The sequence below is a fragment of the Pseudonocardia oceanicola genome, assembly GCF_047200735.1.
Taxonomy (GTDB): Bacteria; Actinomycetota; Actinomycetes; order Mycobacteriales; family Pseudonocardiaceae; genus Pseudonocardia.
In genome coordinates this window covers 196,009-212,788 of record NZ_JBJZON010000005.1, presented here as the reverse complement: position 1 = coordinate 212,788, position 16,780 = coordinate 196,009, and the positions used below count along the sequence as shown (strand labels likewise).

Annotated in this window: 15 protein-coding genes; 10 read left to right on the top strand and 5 right to left on the bottom strand. The window is 69.2% G+C overall.

What is annotated here, in order from left to right:
- The first annotated feature begins 47 nt into the window (after positions 1–47).
- Complete coding sequence (locus tag ACL02T_RS10565; protein ID WP_412830558.1) at positions 48–2,297, top strand: heavy metal translocating P-type ATPase; 2,250 nt, start codon at positions 48–50, stop codon at positions 2,295–2,297.
- A gap of 210 nt (positions 2,298–2,507) precedes the next feature.
- Here the strand turns inward: ACL02T_RS10565 and ACL02T_RS10560 are convergent, their stop codons facing one another.
- Both ACL02T_RS10560 and ACL02T_RS10555 read right to left on the bottom strand, forming a co-directional pair.
- Positions 2,508–3,068, bottom strand: coding sequence for a DUF2269 domain-containing protein (locus tag ACL02T_RS10560; protein WP_412830458.1), 561 nt, complete (start codon positions 3,066–3,068; stop codon positions 2,508–2,510).
- 48 nt (positions 3,069–3,116) lie between these two features.
- Positions 3,117–3,383, bottom strand: coding sequence for a hypothetical protein (locus ACL02T_RS10555; RefSeq protein WP_412830457.1), 267 nt, complete (start codon positions 3,381–3,383; stop codon positions 3,117–3,119).
- Positions 3,384–3,467: 84 nt separating this feature from the next.
- Between ACL02T_RS10555 and ACL02T_RS10550 the strand changes: the two genes are divergently transcribed.
- The 4 genes from ACL02T_RS10550 to ACL02T_RS10535 all read left to right on the top strand — a co-directional run bounded on the left by ACL02T_RS10550 (position 3,468) and on the right by ACL02T_RS10535 (position 7,734).
- Positions 3,468–4,097, top strand: a complete 630-nt coding sequence (locus ACL02T_RS10550; RefSeq protein WP_412830456.1) for a TetR/AcrR family transcriptional regulator — start codon at positions 3,468–3,470, stop codon at positions 4,095–4,097.
- Positions 4,098–4,256: 159 nt separating this feature from the next.
- Complete coding sequence (locus ACL02T_RS10545; RefSeq protein ID WP_412830455.1) at positions 4,257–4,781, top strand: hypothetical protein; 525 nt, start codon at positions 4,257–4,259, stop codon at positions 4,779–4,781.
- A gap of 181 nt (positions 4,782–4,962) precedes the next feature.
- Positions 4,963–6,354 carry a multicopper oxidase family protein gene (locus ACL02T_RS10540; protein ID WP_412830454.1) on the top strand — a complete coding sequence of 464 codons (1,392 nt, stop codon included), beginning with the start codon at positions 4,963–4,965 and terminating at the stop codon, positions 6,352–6,354.
- Between the two features lie 735 nt (positions 6,355–7,089).
- On the top strand, positions 7,090–7,734 hold the full coding sequence (locus ACL02T_RS10535; RefSeq protein WP_412830453.1) for a DUF305 domain-containing protein: 645 nt from the start codon (positions 7,090–7,092) through the stop codon (positions 7,732–7,734).
- A 429-nt stretch (positions 7,735–8,163) separates the two neighbouring features.
- Here ACL02T_RS10535 and ACL02T_RS10530 read toward each other — a convergent pair whose 3' ends face one another.
- Positions 8,164–8,739, bottom strand: a complete 576-nt coding sequence (locus ACL02T_RS10530) for a hypothetical protein (RefSeq protein ID WP_412830452.1) — start codon at positions 8,737–8,739, stop codon at positions 8,164–8,166.
- Positions 8,740–9,499: 760 nt separating this feature from the next.
- On the opposite strand from ACL02T_RS10530, the gene ACL02T_RS10525 reads away from it, so the two are divergent.
- The 3 genes from ACL02T_RS10525 (at position 9,500) to ACL02T_RS10515 (ending at position 13,639) form a co-directional block, all read left to right on the top strand.
- Positions 9,500–10,609: a PLP-dependent cysteine synthase family protein gene (locus ACL02T_RS10525; RefSeq protein WP_412830451.1), complete on the top strand. Its 1,110-nt coding sequence runs from the start codon at positions 9,500–9,502 to the stop codon at positions 10,607–10,609.
- Positions 10,606–12,438: an MDR family MFS transporter gene (locus ACL02T_RS10520; RefSeq protein ID WP_412830450.1), complete on the top strand. Its 1,833-nt coding sequence runs from the start codon at positions 10,606–10,608 to the stop codon at positions 12,436–12,438. Before ACL02T_RS10525 ends, ACL02T_RS10520 begins: the two co-directional genes overlap by 4 nt.
- Positions 12,439–12,694: 256 nt before the next feature.
- Complete coding sequence (locus ACL02T_RS10515; protein ID WP_412830449.1) at positions 12,695–13,639, top strand: M56 family metallopeptidase; 945 nt, start codon at positions 12,695–12,697, stop codon at positions 13,637–13,639.
- 114 nt (positions 13,640–13,753) lie between these two features.
- On the opposite strand, the gene ACL02T_RS10510 is transcribed toward ACL02T_RS10515, so the two are convergent.
- Positions 13,754–14,086, bottom strand: coding sequence for a hypothetical protein (locus tag ACL02T_RS10510; RefSeq protein ID WP_412830448.1), 333 nt, complete (start codon positions 14,084–14,086; stop codon positions 13,754–13,756).
- Positions 14,087–14,228: 142 nt separating this feature from the next.
- Between ACL02T_RS10510 and ACL02T_RS10505 the strand changes: the two genes are divergently transcribed.
- Both ACL02T_RS10505 and ACL02T_RS10500 read left to right on the top strand, forming a co-directional pair.
- Positions 14,229–14,588, top strand: coding sequence for a BlaI/MecI/CopY family transcriptional regulator (locus ACL02T_RS10505; RefSeq protein WP_412830447.1), 360 nt, complete (start codon positions 14,229–14,231; stop codon positions 14,586–14,588).
- A 799-nt stretch (positions 14,589–15,387) separates the two neighbouring features.
- Positions 15,388–15,720 (top strand): DF family (seleno)protein, encoded by a 333-nt coding sequence (locus ACL02T_RS10500; protein ID WP_412830446.1) that lies wholly within the window; start codon positions 15,388–15,390, stop codon positions 15,718–15,720.
- A gap of 233 nt (positions 15,721–15,953) precedes the next feature.
- Here the strand turns inward: ACL02T_RS10500 and ACL02T_RS10495 are convergent, their stop codons facing one another.
- Positions 15,954–16,682, bottom strand: a complete 729-nt coding sequence (locus tag ACL02T_RS10495; protein ID WP_412830445.1) for a TlpA family protein disulfide reductase — start codon at positions 16,680–16,682, stop codon at positions 15,954–15,956.
- Positions 16,683–16,780: the final 98 nt, after the last annotated feature.

Genomic DNA, 16,780 nt, shown 5'->3' with positions numbered 1-16,780 from the left:
GCGCCGGAGCCGACCCTATAACCGAGGTCGAGCTCCTCATCAGCGGGATGACGTGCGCCTCGTGCGCGAACCGGATTGAGCGCAAGCTCAACAAGCTCGACGGCGTGACCGCCACGGTCAACTACGCCACCGAGAAGGCCAAGGTCAGCGCCCCGGAGGGATTCTCGCCAGACGACCTCGTCGCCACGGTCGAGGCCGCGGGCTACCACGCGCGGCTCCCCGAGCCGCCCGCCGCACCGGAGTCCACCCGCGGGGACATCGTCGACAGCACCGATAAGGCCGGCGACGAGCCGGACGAGCTCATCGCTGCCCGGCAACGGCTGCTGGTGTCGGCCGTGCTGTCGGTGCCGGTCGTCGCGCTGGCGATGGTCCCGGCGTGGCAGTTCACCTCCTGGCAGTGGATCTCGCTGACCCTGGCGGCGCCGGTGATCGTGTGGGGGGCGTGGCCCTTCCACCGGGCGGCGTGGGCGAACCTGCGCCACGGCGCCGCGACCATGGACACCCTGATCTCGCTGGGCACCCTGGCGGCGTTCGGGTGGTCGCTGTACGCGCTGCTGTTCGGCACCGCCGGGATGCCCGGCATGACCCACCCGTTCGAGCTGACGATCAGCCCGTCGGACGGTGCCGGGAACATCTACCTCGAGGTCGCCGCCGGGGTGACCACGTTCATCCTGGCCGGGCGGTATTTCGAGGCCCGCTCCAAGCGCCGCGCCGGCGCGGCCCTGCGCGCGCTGCTCGAGCTCGGTGCCAAGGACGTCGCCATCCTGCGCGAGCGCAACGGCACCACCGTCGAGGAGCGGGCTCCCGTCGCGCAGCTCGCGGTTGGCGATCGGTTCGTGGTCCGGCCCGGCGAGAAGATTGCCACCGACGGTACCGTGGTCGAGGGCAGCTCCGCGGTCGACGCGTCCATGCTCACCGGAGAATCCGTCCCGGTCGAGGTCGGTGTCGGCGATCACGTGGTCGGCGCGACTGTGAACGCCGGCGGCCGGCTGGTCGTGCAGGCCGGGCGGGTCGGCTCCGACACCCAACTCGCCCAGATGGCCAAACTGGTCGAGGACGCCCAGACCGGCAAGGCGCAGGTCCAGCGGCTCGCCGACCGGATCTCCGGGGTGTTCGTGCCGATCGTGATCGCCCTCGCCGCGGTCACCCTCGGATTCTGGCTGGGCACCGGAGCCGGGGCCGCTGCCGCCTTCACCGCCGCCGTGGCTGTGCTAATCATCGCCTGCCCTTGTGCCCTCGGACTCGCGACTCCCACCGCGCTCCTGGTCGGCACCGGCCGCGGCGCCCAGCTGGGTATCCTTATCAAGGGTCCGGAGGTGCTCGAGTCGACCCGGCGGGTCGACACGGTGGTCCTGGACAAGACCGGCACCGTCACCACCGGCCGGATGACCCTCCTCGGCGTGCACACCACCGAGGACGTCGATGAGCAGGAGGTGCTGCGGCTGGCCGGGGCACTGGAAAACGCCTCGGAACACCCGATCGCCCAGGCAGTCACACGCGCTGCCCAGGATCGGGTCGGTGCGCTGCCGGTGGTCGCGGAGTTCACCAATCACGAGGGCCTGGGCGTGCAGGGTGTGGTCGACGGGCACGCCGTGCTCGTCGGGCGCCCGCGGCTGCTGCAGGACTGGAGCCAGCCCCTGACCGACGGCCTCGCCGAGACCGTCCGGACCGAGGCCGCCCGGGGCCGGACCGCGATCGCGGTGGCCTGGGACGGCCAACCGCGGGCGGTGCTGGTGGTGGCCGACGCGGTCAAGGACACCTCGGCCGAGGCGATCGCGCAGCTCACGGGGCTGGGGCTCACCCCGGTCCTGCTGACCGGTGACAACCGCGCCGCGGCCGAGGCCGTCGCCCGCGAGGTCGGCATCGACCCCGGCCCCGACAGCGTGATCGCCGAGGTGCTGCCGGCCGACAAGCTCGCCGTGATCGAGGACCTGCAGGCCCGCGGCCGGGTCGTGGCCATGGTCGGCGACGGGGTCAACGACGCCGCCGCCCTCGCCCGGGCCGACCTCGGCCTGGCCATGGGCACCGGCACCGACGTCGCCATCGAGGCCGCCGACATCACCCTGGTGCGCGGCGACCTGCGCACCGCGGCCGAGGCGATCCGGCTGTCCCGACGCACCCTAGGCACGATCAAGGGCAACCTGTTCTGGGCCTTCGCCTACAACGTCGCCGCCCTACCCCTGGCCGCCGCGGGCCTGCTCAACCCGATGCTGGCCGGCGCCGCGATGGCGTTCAGCTCGGTGTTCGTCGTGGGCAACAGCCTGCGGCTGAGGAAGTTCAAGCCTAGCGCGGGGTGAGCCGGGTCTTCCCCGAGTCGATCTCCGATCGACCGGTGCCTCGTGGCCGGCACATCGACACGGTCGACGTGCCGGCCACGGGCATACGGGCAACCCACGACTCGACGAGCGCGCCCGGTATCACGACGCCGCCAGCCTGGCCGCCGGCTCGGCGCAGAACGCGGAGTCGGCTGGGCCACACCTGCAGAATGGCCGGGCCCCGATTCGGCGTCACCTGGCGGTCTGCGTGGAGCGGCTGGGGCGGTGGGGTCGGATCTGCCCGCGCGGCTTCCACAGGCCAAGGATGGTGATGACGACCAACACCACGAGACCACCGCCGGCATGTACCAGTAGCGAGGGCAACGTCGAGACCGTCGCGGTGGGTGAGGGCCCCGGTGCCTGATCGAGGACGGGCTGCGCGCCCAGCTCGAGAATCGGACGCAGCTGTAGGAGCAGCACGACCGTTGCCACGACCGTCAGCGCGAGCTTGGCAAGCACCCAGTAGTGCCGCACCAGCCCCCACGGGCTCAGCAGCGAAGACAGCACCCCGCTCACCGTCGAGGCCAACGCCAGAGGAACGATCACAGCTTGCGTCACCACCACCGCCGCCACCAACAGCGCCGCCCGTCTCGCACCGATCGTGGTCGAGGCGACGACGACCAGGGACAGGAACGCGCCCACCGCACCGACCCAGCCCACCGAACACAGCACATGCGCAGTCAGCGCTGTCTTGCGTGCGACGCGACGCAACGGCCGAGATGGCGCCACTCCGGTCGTTCCGACGTCGGTCATCTCACCGCGCCGACAGGGCAGGCCCCTGCGCCCAGGTGACATCGGTACTCAGCTGATCGGGCGGAGCCCCGAGGTGTCGCCCGGGCCCATGTGGCCGCCGAGTCCCGTCATGAACACGACCAGCAGCAGGATCACTAATACCGCGGCGACCAGGACGAACACCTTCACCCAGCGGGGGACCGCCCGGCCGGGTCCGGCAACCTCGAGCGGCTCGGTGTACCCCTCCGAGCCGGCCTGCCGACCCTCGGGCAGGTCCGCGGCCGCCCGGCCCAAATGCCGGCCCGCCGGGCCACCGGGCCGCCGACGGAACTTCATCCGACTACCTCCGTAATTTTCCGAGACAGTATGTCTCACTATGGTCGCTATGTCTAGGGCGTGTGGTGGCTGTAGATTTCGGGCGTGCCGAGGCTGTGGACGGAGACGATCGATGGGCACAAGCAGGCCGTACGCACCGCAGTCCTCGACTCGGTTGCCGACCTTGCCGCGACACAGGGCCTAACCGGGGTCACGATGTCGGGCGTCGCGGCGCGCAGCGGGATCGGGCGCGCCACCCTCTACAAGTACTTCCCGGACGTTCGGGCACTCCTGCTCGCCTGGCATGAGCGGCTGATCGACGAGCATCTCGCCCACGTCGAGCAGGCACTCACTCCATCGGCCCGACACGGGGCGCCGGGTGAGCAGGACGTGCTTGGCCGACTCCGCGCAGGCCTGCGGGCCTATGGCACGCGCCTTCGACACAGTCCACCTGGACTCGGCACCCAACCCGATCATGCTGACGCTGGCCTGCACGGCGAGACGCATGTCTATCGCGCTGAGCGGCGCCTGGCCGAGCTCCTCGCCCGGCACCTCAGTGAGGCGCAGACCCAACGGGCGGCGCGCGACGACGTTCCCGCGTCCGAGCTGGCCGCGTTCTGCCTGAGCGCGATGAGCGCCGCCCAGTCGCTCGGCGAACCCGCGCAGCCGGCCCTGGAGCGACTACTCGACCTGGTGATCGAGGCGCTGCGGGCTCCGGCCCAGCCAACGCAGTAGTGATACCAAGGACGACCGGGACGGCTGCGGGGAGCTGAACCGGCCGGTCACGCCCGCCGCCATCTCCCGCGGGTGTATCGCAGGTGCTCGTTCGACCTCGCCCGATCCAGGACGCGGGGCTTCGACCCCCGACTGCCGCGGTTGACTATCGTAGGGCTCATGGCAGACCACACAAGATCGGCGCAGCGGGCTCCGCTGCTGCTGATCTTTGGTCTGCTGGTGATGCACGCGCTCGTCGCGTTCGCCCACGCACCCGTCCACAACGGGCAGCCCCTGCATTCCGCGATGTCCGCGGCTGTCTCGTTCGCGGAGGGGACCGACCCCCTTGACCTCGCGAGCCCTTGGGCGGACGCCGCCCAGCGCGACGGCGTGCCGGCGTCAGGCATGACGACCTCGCATAGCTCGATGGGCCGTGTCCACCTCGAGGCGCCGAAGGGGTCTGTCAGCCCAGTCGACTCGGCAACGGCTGTCGATCGGACGTCCACCGACCCGATGACCGATCTCGGACACGCTTGCCTGGCGGTGCTCGCGACCGTCGCCATCGTGCTGACAGCGTTGCTGGTGTGGTCGGGCGGGTCGAGCACGGGCGGCTCCGCGCGCTTGGGCGGAGCTGTCGTCGGGCTGCTTCCACGCCCGCCGCCCACCTCGGTTCGCCTCGCCCAGCTCTGCGTGCTGCGGAACTGATCGATCCGGTCCTCCCGGTTCGATCTCATCCGCAAGCCCAAGGAGCAGCCCTTCCATGTCTTCTCGCATCTCCCGCCGCCGGTTCCTGGCTCTCGCCGGCGCAGCCGGGACAGGCGCACTGATCAGTGCCTGCACGACAAGCAGTCCGTCGCCGGCTCCCGTTCGCGCCGGATCGCCCCGTGTGCTCGATCTGGAGCGAGCCAGGCAGTCCGCCGATCAGAAGATCGTTCCGGTCGCGCTGGAAGCTCGGCCCGGTCCGGTCGATCTCGGCGGTGTCACGGTCAACACCTGGAGCTACGGCGACGCCGTCCCGGGGCCGCAGATCCGCCTCCGCGCCGGCGACCTGCTTCGCGCCGACCTACGAAACTCGTTGCCGCAGCCGACGACCATCCACTGGCACGGCATCGCCCTACGCAACGACATGGACGGCGTTCCGGTGCTCACCCAGGACCCCGTCGCCCCCGGCATGACCTTCCGCTACGAGTTCACCACCCCTGACCCCGGCACCTACATCTTTCATCCGCACGTGGGCACCCAGCTCGACCGGGGCCTGTACGGGACCCTGATCGTCGAGGACCCGGCCGAGCCCGGCGACTACGACGATGAGCTCGTCGTCGTGTTCGACGACTGGGTCGACGGAACCGGCCGTGATCCCGACCAGGTCCTCGCCGGTCTCAAGGCCAACGGCATGGGCGGCATGGGCGGCATGGGCGGTGACATGCAAGGTATGGGAGAGATGGAGGGCATGCAGATGCCCCAATCCGAGGCGCTCGGCGGGGACGCCGGCGATGTCTCCTACCCCTACTACGTGGCCAACGGCAGGGTGAGCGCCGCGGCCCAGACGTTCGGGGGCAAGCCGGGCCAGCGAATCCGCCTGCGCATGATCAACATTGGCGGCGACACCGCGTTCCGGGTCGGAGTCCCCGGGGTCCCGATGACCGTCACCCACACCGACGGTTTCCCGGTGCGCCCCGTTTCGGCTCCCACCGTCCTACTTGGGATGGGCGAACGCGTCGACGCAGTCATCACCCTTTCTGACCAGAGCCTCCCGCTCGTGGGGATTGCAGAGGGCAAGGGCGGCGCGGCTCACGTCACGTTGAACGTCGGCCCGAGGTCCACCACGACCGTGGAGGCGGCCGTCGCCGATCTTGTTTCCCGGCCGACGGTTGCCGCCGCGGGGTTGGTGGCGGCCGAACAGGTCGTCCTGGCCGACCGGACACCGGATGTCGTCCATGACCTGGAAATCGCCGGCCCGGCGAATCGCTACACGTGGACGATCAACGGTCAGACCTACGACCCGTCTCGCGGCCTGCCGGTCTCGGAGGGGCAGCGGGTCCGACTGCGCTTCGTCAACACGACCTCGATGTTCCATCCCATGCACCTGCACGGCCACACCTTCCAGGTGCGTAACGCTGCCGTCCCGGGCCCGCGCAAGGACACCGTCAATGTGCTGCCGAAGACCACCATCGAGGTTGACTTCGACGCCGACAACCCCGGCCAGTGGCTGACGCACTGCCACAACATCTATCACGGTGAGGCGGGCATGATGACCGTCGTCTCCTACGTCGGGTGATCCGGATGGAAGCCCAGCTGCTGCGCACCGTGCACGTGCCCTCCTCCGACAACCCGGCCCGCGCCCGCGCCGCTGTCGGCGGTTGTCGCAGGTGAGGGTCGGCGCGCTGCCGGACGAAGGGGTCGGTAGGGTCGTGGCTGTGCAGACGGGAGGACGTGCGCAGTGGCGCTGGCTGTTCCTGCCGCTGCTCGTCGCCCTCGGCGTGATCGCGATGCATTCTGTCTCGGCCTGCGGTCACGGGCAGTCCTCCCACGCCGGCGGGTTTGCACATTCGGGGATGCCGATGCCCGGTGCCAGCCCGACAGCACAGGCGTACCACCCGGACGGCGCGTCGGACAGCGTCGGGGCGGCAGCTGGCCTCGCCCGGTCATCGGTCGATGAGGCGGCGCCCGACGCGGACGCGGCCGACTCGGGTTCTGGGCGAACCGCAGATGGCCCCGCCACGGCGCAGGACTCCGATCCCCTCGCGGCACTTCACGCCCTGCTGCACCTGTGTCTGGCGGTCCTGATCGGCGGCTTGATGATTGCGGCGGCGTTCGTGGCCGTGGCCGGGCGCGCGTCCCTTCGAACTGCTCGCCCACGCGGTGTTCATCTCGGCGTGGTGTGTGCGCGGGGACCTCCGCTAGGAACACCGGAACGCTTGTCTCGGCTCTGCGTGATGCGGAACTGATCGGCCTCCAGCGCGGAAGAGCGCTGGCCACCGACTTCATCCGCATCGTTCAAGGAGTCCTCCTGATGTACCGCAAGCCCCTCCTCGGAATCGCCACAGCCGCCGCTGCTGCCGCACTACTCGCCGGCTGCGGCGGCACTCAGCCTGCGTCTACCGCCGCGCCGAGCACCACGGCGGCGGCGCCGTCCTCGGCCGCGGTAAGCGCCGAGCACAACGATGCCGACGTGTCCTTCGCGCAGGGGATGATCGTTCATCACACGCAGGCAATCGACATGGCCAAGCTCGCGACCGACCGGGCCAACAACGAGCAGGTCAAGCAGCTGGCCACCAAGATTGAACAGGCCCAGGGGCCGGAGATCGACCAGATGCGCGGCTTCCTCGCTGCGTGGGGAGAGCCCGAGACCGGAGACGCCGGCATGTCCGGCTCGATGCCAGGCATGAATCACGGCGGCTCGGCCATGCCGAGCATGCCCAACATGTCGGGCGGTATGACGGACGCGCAGATGCAGCAGCTCGGACAGGCTTCGGGCACCGACTTCGATCGGCTGTTCCTGCAGATGATGACCGAGCACCACAACGGCGCGATCCAGATGGCCCAGACCGAACTGACCAGTGGGCAGAACACTGAAGCGAAGGCGCTCGCCCAGAAGATCATCACTGACCAGCAGGCCGAGATCGGCGAGATGCAGAATCTCTTGTCGTCGCTGTAACGGCTGGTTCAGTCGCCGAGGCGGCGGCCGCGGCTCTCACACGAAGCCCGTCGGCTGCCGCCGCCGGTGACCCCAGGTCGGCCCCGGTCGCCACGAGTGTTGCCGTGGCGACCGGAGCTCGGTGAGCTCGGGTCGGAGGTGTCGGCTCACAAGGGCCATGCCTCTGCAGCAGAAGTGCTGATGCTGCCGAGTTGACCTGCACCGGGTCACCGATAGACGAGGTCAAGCGTTCGCTGTCGGGGCGGGCAGCTCGGACACCACTACCTCGCCGCTCGGCGCCGGCTGCTCGCGTCCGAGATCGGCATCCGAGCGACTGCTCCAGGCCGGGCCGAGGCTCGTCCTCCTGTCCGGTTGCGCCCGGCCTCACTGCCGCGCAGTTCCGAATCGAGCTGCCCCAGCGGTCACCGCACACCCTGGTCAGGCTCGACCTTAGAGTCCGAGTCGACCAGTAGTCCTCGCCTCGCTTCGCGATTCCCAGGAAGGCGTCGATCTTCCGATGAGGACGACTGCAGCGACGACAAGCGTGGCCGAGCCCAGGACCGGCTGGAGCGTGCCCCAGGTCGACAGCGCACCGGCATCCCCCAGGAGGGCCACGGCGACCTTGTTGCAGGAGGGGCATCCCACTGCAAGCAGGGTGACCCCGGCGATGAGAACCGACCAGCGGACCGCCTGTCGGCGGCGCGCGTCACTCGCGGTGCCGGACCAGAGCGCGCCGAGCAGCACGGCGGCGCTGATCAGCGCGTAGTCCCACCAGCGTACGGGCGTCATCCGCGCGAAGATCGGATTCGGGACGACATCACTGGGCAAGCCCGCACCCGCCGTGATGAGTAGGCCGGTCGTCACAGCACGGCCGAGCCTGAAGAACTGGACGAGATGCCCCTGCGCTTCGGGGATGCCGCCGGCGATTCGACCTTCGGCAACGGATCGGCCGGCCGTGTCTTGCTCGCCAGGGTCGGCACGCACACGAAGCTGGGAGCCGGCGCGATCGGTCGCCGCAAGGGTCACGCTATCCCTCCGGGTTGCATGGCTGGAGCCTCCTCGGTCGCACGATAGAGCGTATCTACGGACTTGAATAGTAGGCCATGCGGCCTTGCTGTTCACTGGCTGATACGGTCCGGTCACTGTGAGCACCCGTCGACCCGGACCCGGGCCAGCGGGGGGAGGTCGCCGGGTCCCCCGCCCCCAGGCGATCCTGCTGCTGGCCCTGCTGGCGCTCGTGCTGCCCGCGCCAGCCTGCAGCGGCTCTGGTGCCGGTTCGATCGACGACGGGTTTGACTCGTCCACCTCACAGCCCGCGACGGCGTTGGCCGTGCCACCGGCGGAACACCCGCACGCCTCCTTTGTCCTGACGCTAGGTGCGATCACGCCGTTCGCGGAGGCCGGCGCGGCCTCGAGCCAGGCTCGCGACGTGGACGGGGACGGGGAGAGGTCCACAGGGACGAGTGGTGATCATGGCAGCGTCCCTCGTTGCCACGATTGGCCCGAGCATCAAACAGCGGCCACACCGGCGCGGATCGCTGAGCGGACGGCGACAGACACGGGGCCGGCTGCACCGATGGGGCCGCCACCTGGCCTGTCGCTTGACGAGGGGCGATCGACAACTGCCTCCCACATGGCCCAGCCCGTCGCCGGGCGGGCGCTGCTGCAGCTCGTGGAGGTCTCGCGGACCTAGAGACGGGTCCGCGACGGCCAGTCTCGTCGCCTTTCGGCCGACACCGCTCCCCGCGGCGCACTGGCGCCGCCCTGTCTCCCGAGGTTCCGTCTGATGATTACTGACATTGCTGCTGCGTCCACAGTCCGCCCAGCTGCGCCGCATCACCGCTCACCCAGGCTCTGCGACGCCGTCGGCAACACCCCGGTGGTGTGGATCGACGCACCGTTCACCGGCGGCGGTCGCGGTTTCTGGGCCAAGCTCGAGGGCGCCAATCCGGGGGGCATCAAGGATCGACCGGCACTGCACATGGTGCGATGCGCTCGCGAGCGCGGAGAGCTCCGCCCCGGGTGTCGCATCGTCGAATCCACCAGCGGCACCCTCGGGCTCGGTCTGGCCTTGGCCGGTATCGCGCACGGGCATCCGGTCACGTTGGTCAGCGACCCGGGTATGGAGCCGTTGATGTATCGGCTGCTACGCGCCTACGGAGCGGACGTCGTCACCGTGGATCGTCCCGCTGAAGTAGGCGGCTGGCAGCAAGCTCGGCGCGACAAGGTTCAAGCTCTGCTCGCTGCCGAGCCTGGCGCCTGGTGCCCGGACCAGTACAGCAATCCCGACAACGTGGAGGCCTATCGGCCGATGGCGCACGAGCTGCGCCATCAGCTCGGCGAGATCGACACCCTGGTGTGTTCGGTCGGCACTGGCGGGCACTCGGCGGGTATCGCTCGGACGCTGCGCCAGTTCACTCCGAGTTTGCGGGTGGTCGGCGTCGACACGGTGGGGTCGACGATCTTCGGGCAGCCTGCGGGGACGCGCCTGATGCGGGGGCTGGGCTCGAGCATTCATCCGCGCAACGTCGACTATGAGGCGTTCGACGAGGTCCACTGGGTTGCTCCCGCCGAGGCCGTGTGGTCGTGCCGGGCCATGGCGTCGGCCAGCTACGCGAGCGGGGGGTGGAGCGTGGGCGCCGTCGGCTTGGTCGCCGGGTGGCTGGCTCGCTCCTCAGCCCCGGACAGCCGGATCGCCGCGGTGTTTCCCGACGGTCCTCAGCGCTACTTCGACACTGTCTACAACGACGAGTACTGCCGGAGTCATGGGCTCCTCGCCCAGGAGCCGGCCCTCGAACCGGATGAGCTGGCCCACCCGCACGAGCGGGTGGTGGACCGGTGGACCCGGTGCTCGACCGTGATCGACCCACGCACCGCAGGCAGGACCCCCTCGTGATCAGGACCTTGAGCCAGTACCGGTCGTTTCCGCGCTCGGTCCAGCTGCTGCTGCTGAACCAGCTGACGATCAACGTCGGGTTCTACATGCTCATCCCGTACCTAGCCGATCATCTCTCGCAAGGTCTCGGGTTGGCGACGTGGCTGGTCGGGCTGATCCTGGGCGTGCGCAACTTCTCCCAGCAGGGCATGTTCCTCATCGGTGGCAGCCTGGCCGATCGGTACGGCTACAAGCCGCTGATCGTGGCCGGGTGCGCATTGCGCACAGCAGGGTTCGCGCTGCTCGGCCTGGTGGACAACGTGCCCGCGCTGATCGCGGCGTCGGCGGCCACAGGCTTTGCTGGGGCACTGTTCAACCCGGCTGTGCGTGCCTATCTGGCGCAGGACTCAGGCGAACGCCGGGTCGAGGCGTTCGCGTTGTTCAGCGTCTTCTACCAGACCGGGATCCTGATCGGGCCCCTCGTCGGGCTGGCGCTGACCGGATTGGCGTTCTCGATCACCTGTTTGGTCGCTGCGGGCGTGTTCGCCCTGCTCACGATGCTACAGCTCCGGGCTCTACCGGCACGACGCGGCGACGATCCGCAGCAGGGCGAGGACTCGACGGGCGGATCGTCCGCCGTCCTCCGCCAATGGGCCCAGGTCGCGTCGAGCCGAGGCTTCCTCCTGTTCTCCTTGGCCATGATCGGCTCGTACGTGCTGTCCTTCCAGGTGTATCTCGCCCTGCCCCTGCAGGCCCGGGCCATCGCACTCGCGGCGGTGGACCCCACGGTCGTGGTCGCGGCCGTGTTCGCGGTGTCCGGGGGGGTCACGATCGCAGCCCAGATGGGTGTCACGGCGTGGTGCCGGGCCCACTGGGGGCCGGGTCGGGCGCTCAGCCGGGGGCTGCTCGTGCTTGCGCTTGCCTTCGTGCCGATCCTGCTGGGCGAACTCCTCCTGGGGGTGCTGCCGTCCCTCGCCCGCAGTACCGCCGGGCCAATCCTCGCCGCGGTGTGCCTGCTGCTGGCGGCGGCCATCTTGGCTCTGGGAACGGCGGTGGTCTTCCCCTTCGAGATGGACACCATCGTGACGTTGTCCCACGGGCGTCTGGTGGCCACGCACTACGGCCTTTACAACACCGTCTGCGGCGTCGGCATCCTTCTGGGCAACCTCGGCACAGGCTGGGCGCTCGACCTTGCCAGGAGCGCAGGAGCGGCACCCGCGCCCTGGGCGGTCCTGATCATCATCGGGGTGTTCTCGGCGGCGGCGTTGGCGATGTTGCAACGGCGGGGGCTACTGACAGCGCAGCCTCTACCGGCCGAGCCCTGCGACGCGCAACACAGCAACAACGATATGGACCGCCCAGAGCCGCTTTCTGACGCCGGCGACGTCACCAATTGCACCGCGCCCCTCGCACCCGCTGCTCGCTACCTCGACGCATCGACCCCCTCTCGCTACGGCGGCCCGTGGTTCCCGGAGGGCCTCACGCAACCCCTGCCCATTCGTTATGTCTCCGTCTCACCGCAGCCTGCTCAGCGCCTGTCCGTCCCCAGACCAGCACGTCCTAAAGTCCCGCCCCGTGCTCATCCGGTGCTTCGAGCGCAGCCTCAGGGGTCATCGGCTGCGGGACGACCGGCCGGCTCGGCTCCCGCACGTTCGAGCTTCTCGGCGGAGCCGCTCAGTCGACAGGACGAGCCCAGGCCGGTGATCGCCGAGGGGGGTGGCCCAGCCAGTGACACCGATTTCGGGGGAGGCGCCCCCGGGTTTGAGGAAGACCGACGGCCGGCAGCCTTGTTCGACCCGACCTACCAGTTGCTCGCCGAGGAGGCGTCGGGGAGGGCGCGCCTGCTGTGAGGAGCCGCTCGCCTGGGTGGCCGACCGTCCCTGCTCGGATTCGCCGGGCCCAGGCCCGCCCCGCAGGCGTGTCCTAACCGGCTCAACCTGGCGCATGTGTCGCGCACGACCGGTGCGGGTCGGTGTCATCGACAGTCGGGCCGGTCGCGTCGCGGGAGTGGTACACCGGGCACGGTAGGCTCAGCGGGGCGGTGACCGTCGGCCAGGTCTGTCGTCGTGGCGCGCGGCGTGCCGGAGCAGGAAGGATCCAGCCCGAATGATCCTTGCGACTGTTCTGGTGCTGGGCGCGGTGTTGACCGCCTTCCTGGCTCCGCGCCTACTCAGCGGGTTGGAACGCACTCCCGCCAGTCCCGCCGGGCTGCTTTACGTCTGGTGGTCGCTTCTGGCGGGCGTTGCCTCCAGTGTCGTGGTCGCGCTCGGTGTCGTGCTGGTACCCGGCCACGGCGAGAAGCTCGCGCCGTTGGTCCGGTTTCTGGCCAGCTGCTGGACTGCACTGACCTCGAGCAGGATGCACGCTGATGCCGTCGTCGGGGGGCTGATAGGCACCATGATCGCCGTCGGTCTGATCCGAGTGATCAGGCGTGTGGTGCGCAGCCGGCGTGCGGTCCGGGAGAAGGCCGAGACCACGATGTGGATGCTGGAACCGGCTGGCCACTGGGAACACGGGGTTCTCTGGCTCGAGCACAAGCAACCTCTCGCCTTCAGCATCGGAGGACGCACGAAGGCGATCGTGGCCAGCACCGGGCTACGCGAGCACCTCAGTCCTGCCGAAACCAACGCGGTGCTCGCCCACGAGCGCGCTCACCTGTCCGGACGTCACCACCTGCAGGTGTTGCTCGCCGACACTCTGGCCGCGGCGTTCCCGGTGCTTCCGCTGTTCCGGCAGGCACCGGCCGCGGTCAGACGGCTGATTGAGCTGGCCGCCGACGATAAGGCTGCCCGCCATGTCGGGGCTCCCGTCGTGCGCCAGGCCCTGGTTCGCGTGGCCAGCGGCGGCCGGTACGGACTTCCGCCTGCGGCCCTAGGTGCCGCGACCTCCGCCATCGAGCTCCGGCTTGCCCGGCTCAGCCATGCTGGGCGGACAGCCGCCTGGTCCGCTCGTCTCGGCGAGAAGGTGTGCTTCGTCGCGGTCGGCGCATTGGCTCCGGCTCTGACCGGGGCGGGCAGCCTTGCCGTACTCGCGGTCGTGTCGTGTATGTGAGACGGACGCGCGGTACCGCGGAAGCTTGACCAACGCTCGACATCTCGGTGGCTGCGAAACCGCCGCCGTAGCGCACCAGAAGCCTGCCGGATCGCGACCGCCCGCGCGCTCACGTCATCGACGTGTGGCTATGACCATCCCGAGCATTACGAGGAAGGCGCCCATCGGGTACCCGATGAGGAGGTCCTGGCCTTTGATCAGTTCCAGGTCCGCAAGGTGAGCGACGACGTGCACGACCACCATGGCCACGCCGGCCACGATGATGACCCAGCCCAGGGCCCGACGAAGAACCCAACGCCGGTACTGGGCTCGGAACGACAATGCGGCGTCGGTCGGCGTTGCGGCCGGGCGGGCGAGGAAACCGGCCGCGCGCGTCGGCTCAGGTGATGGCGCGGCTCGACCTGGACGTCCCCCGGGCCGGCTCCTTCTGACCTTCTTCTTCGGCATGTCCGCCTCACCCGGTGCACCACTACTACTATCTACGGACTAGGATAGTAGCCGAGTGTGCGGGCAGCATGTGCGCTGTCGCTATTCTGATGGGGTAAGCCATGACCTGCCGACTCGTCGGCCATAGTGAACCGGGGGACTGGTGCGACAGCTCGGGGTTCTCGAGGGCGTGGTCATGAACGAGCTGTGGTCCGTCGGCGGCTCGGGCACGGTCCGGGAGATGGTGGATCGACTTCGCACGCAGCGCGATCTGGCCTACACGACGATCCTGTCCACCATGGGAAACCTGGTCGATAAGGGTTACCTGAGGAGAACCTCCGAAGGTCGGGCGCACCGCTATCACGCGGTGATGAGTCGGGCCGAGTACGCAGCGCAGCTGATGCGCGATGCGATGATGCGCGGCGGTGACGCAGACTCGGTCCTCCTGCAGTTCGCCGGAGGTCTCACGCTGGACCAGCAGGATCGCCTCAAGAAGGCCCTTGAGCATCCGACCGGAGACTGACCCTCCCTTTCGAGCGGGATCCTCTCCGGCTGCTGGGCGCCGGACCACCGCGAGCGGCACATGTCGAACCGGCGGGCTGTGGCTGTCGATGACCCGAATCCCGCAGCTACACGCAGTGCCGGTGTAGGCGCTCTCAGTGACCCCGGTGTCACGCCAGGATGGACCTGCGGCTACTATCTACGTACCTTAATAGTAGAGGTGCTCCTGCGCACCTCTTGGGAGCGAACGTGGGAACGCCGCGGCGGCTGCAGTAGGGCTAGTCAGCGCTGGAGCTTGCCGCCGGTGGCGAGTTCGACGCCAAGCTCATCCTGCAAGATGAGCGACTCCGGAGGAGTGAGATGGCTCTACCGTCCGTGGAACTTGGCTTCTTCCAGCTGTTCTGGGCGCGGCTGCTCAGTGCGTCCGAGGGCTTGCTGGTGCGTAGCCGAATAGCCCGGCCCCCTGCCGGTGCGCCGGCGGCCTCCCCTCGATCGTGAAGTAGTGCGGGCCCGGTTTGGCCCGCTCAAGGTTGGCCCTGCCGATGCCTGCATCTCTTTGCCCCGCAGAGCGCGTAATCCCCGAGGATCGCTCGACCTCCGGGAACCCCTCCCCGGGAGGCCGCTGGGGCGGACGCCCGACACTGGCATCCGCCCCAGCGCGACTCAAGGCCGGATCGAGATCGTCCTGTCTTGTCGGCCAAGTGGTGAAGTCGCCTTTGACGGACACCTCGGAGCCACTTGGGACGGCTCCCCGGCGCCCGTCACGCTGCAGGTGGGCGGCGCGCGCCAGGAGCCGTCGATTGCGCTGATCGGAGACCTCGATGACCATCGAGATGCTGCACACCAAGGCATGCCCCCACGCCGCGGAGTACCTACCGCGACTGCTGCGGCTCGTAGCGGAGGCGGGAAGCAGCGAGCCGCTGCGGGTGCGGCTGATCGCCGACCCCGACCAGGCTCAGCGCGAGCGGTTTCTGGGATCGCCGAGCATCCGCGTCAACGGCCGCGACGTGGACCCCACCGCCGAGCACCGGCGCGAGTACGGTCTGAGTTGCCGCCTCTACTCCGCCCCAGGCGGGCTGCGCGGCACCCCTCCCGACGATTGGGTACTGGAAGCACTTCGACGGCATGCGGCGAGCAGCGGTCAGGGTGGCTGATGAAGCGGTAGCAGCACTGAAGCGGTAGCAGCACAGGAGGCAATGCCGTCGGCCACGCTGCGCCACGACCGCGCGCGACCGATCGGGGCGCGCAAGTTAGAGTTCGAGATCTGTTCCGCGCGGCGTGCTCCTCTTCCACCCGCGACGCGTGATGCGTCGCGAAGGACGGTCGTGAGCAGGGACGGCCGTCACCGTCTGCGCCGGGACGCCCTTCGATATGAGCCGAACCGGCCTCACGACGCTTTCAGGTGGCGCTGGACAGTGACGCGAATCTGATCCGCGTCGCGGAAGGGGATCAGGGGCTCGACGCGATCGAACGTCCCGTCGGCCTGCAGAACGTAGCTGACCGGTATCGCAGAGGGTACCTGCAAGGTGCTCCAGAGCCGGTTCTCCTGGTCAACGACCGAGGGGTAGTTCGCGCCCAGTTCGGCCATCAAACTCAGCGCAGCGGACGGGTCATCCTTGACGTTGATTCCGATCACCGGCAACGCGCCGGGTTGGATCGAGTACGCCTGCAACGCGGGGATCTCCTCGCGACACGGCGGACACCACGAAGCCCAGACGTTGAGCAAGGCCGGGCGACCCGCCAGAGCGGCCCCGAGGTCTGTTGTTCCGGGGCTGCCGAGGCAGGGGACCGTGAGACCCGCGAGGGGACTCGGCGAGGCGTCGGTCTCGGACGGCTTAGGGCAGTCCTTGAGTCGAGCGGCGGCTCGGGGGCCGGCCAACTGGTCATCGGACGGCAATCTCGTTGGCTCGCCGAGCTCGGAATCGCCCAGTCGATAGACCTCGCCGGGCGCCGTCTGGATCCGTGAGGGCTCGGAGGGTGTGGCGCGAGGTTGCGTGTCCTTCGGCCAGAGGGCTGCGATGCCGACCGCTGCGAGGGCGATTACCACAGCTGTCCACCAGACTTCGCGCGGGATCGAGCCGCGCCATGGCGGCCGCTCTTCACTGTTGGGTTTCACCTCGACACCACTCCGTCGACATTTCTACGGAGTTGGATAGTAGACCGGTTCGCCAGTCAGCTTCGCGGAGGCCACCGAACGCAGGCAGGCGGCGTTGC